Annotated in this window: 1 pseudogene; it reads left to right on the top strand. The window is 67.8% G+C overall.

The features are described 5' to 3' along the window. Window positions 1-323: pseudogene (gene glyA, locus HMPREF3014_RS20125) on the top strand (serine hydroxymethyltransferase); the annotation flags it as partial.

Below are 323 nucleotides of genomic sequence, written 5' to 3'. Positions count from 1 at the left end.
CCAGCAAGCGGGTCATGCAGGCGCAGGGCAGCGGCCTGACCAACAAGTATGCCGAGGGCTATCCGGGCAAGCGCTACTACGGCGGCTGCGAACACGTCGACAAGGTCGAGCAGTTGGCCATCGACCGCGCCAGGCAGCTGTTCGGCGCCGACTACGCCAACGTCCAGCCGCATTCCGGTTCCTCGGCCAACGCCGCGGTGTACCTGGCGCTGCTCAACGCCGGCGACACCATCCTCGGCATGAGCCTGGCCCACGGCGGCCATCTCACCCACGGCGCCAAGGTGTCCTCCTCCGGCAAGCTGTACAACGCCGTGCAGTACGGC

Source organism: Pseudomonas sp. HMSC065H01 (genome assembly GCF_001815235.1).
Classification (GTDB): Bacteria; Pseudomonadota; Gammaproteobacteria; order Pseudomonadales; family Pseudomonadaceae; genus Pseudomonas; species Pseudomonas aeruginosa.
This window is presented reverse-complemented; position numbering and strand designations above follow the sequence as displayed.